Source organism: Adlercreutzia sp. DFI.6.23 (assembly GCF_024462535.1).
Classification (GTDB): domain Bacteria; phylum Actinomycetota; class Coriobacteriia; order Coriobacteriales; family Eggerthellaceae; genus Adlercreutzia; species Adlercreutzia rubneri.
Genome location: NZ_JANGBP010000453.1, coordinates 1 through 304 on the forward strand (window position 1 = coordinate 1; position 304 = coordinate 304).

Annotated in this window: 1 protein-coding gene; it reads left to right on the forward strand. The window is 67.4% G+C overall.

The window, feature by feature from the left end; all coding sequences use genetic code 11:
- Nucleotides 1-304 (forward strand): methionine adenosyltransferase domain-containing protein (locus NE591_RS14105; protein WP_256156959.1); only part of this gene is annotated, 304 nt, incomplete at both ends.

Here is a 304-nt window from a genome sequence, read left to right on the forward strand (position 1 = left end):
AGCTCGTCCACGTAGTGATCGCCCTGGCCGGGAGCCGCGTACTGAAGGCCGTTGTCGTGGCCGGCGTGGGGGCCCTCGGCACCGAACTGCAGATAGCCGCGGACGCCGTGGCCGTCATCGTCTGCGGAACCTGCCTCATTGCCGCCACCAGGGCGCTTGCCCACGTAGAAGGACGCCACACATCCACGGAGTGGAAGCTGCCCGTGACGGAACGCGCCGGCTTCATTGGGTGCGAGGTGCAGATCGCCTACGCCATCGGCGTGGCGAAGCCCGTGTCGGTCATGGTGGAGACCTTCGGCACGAA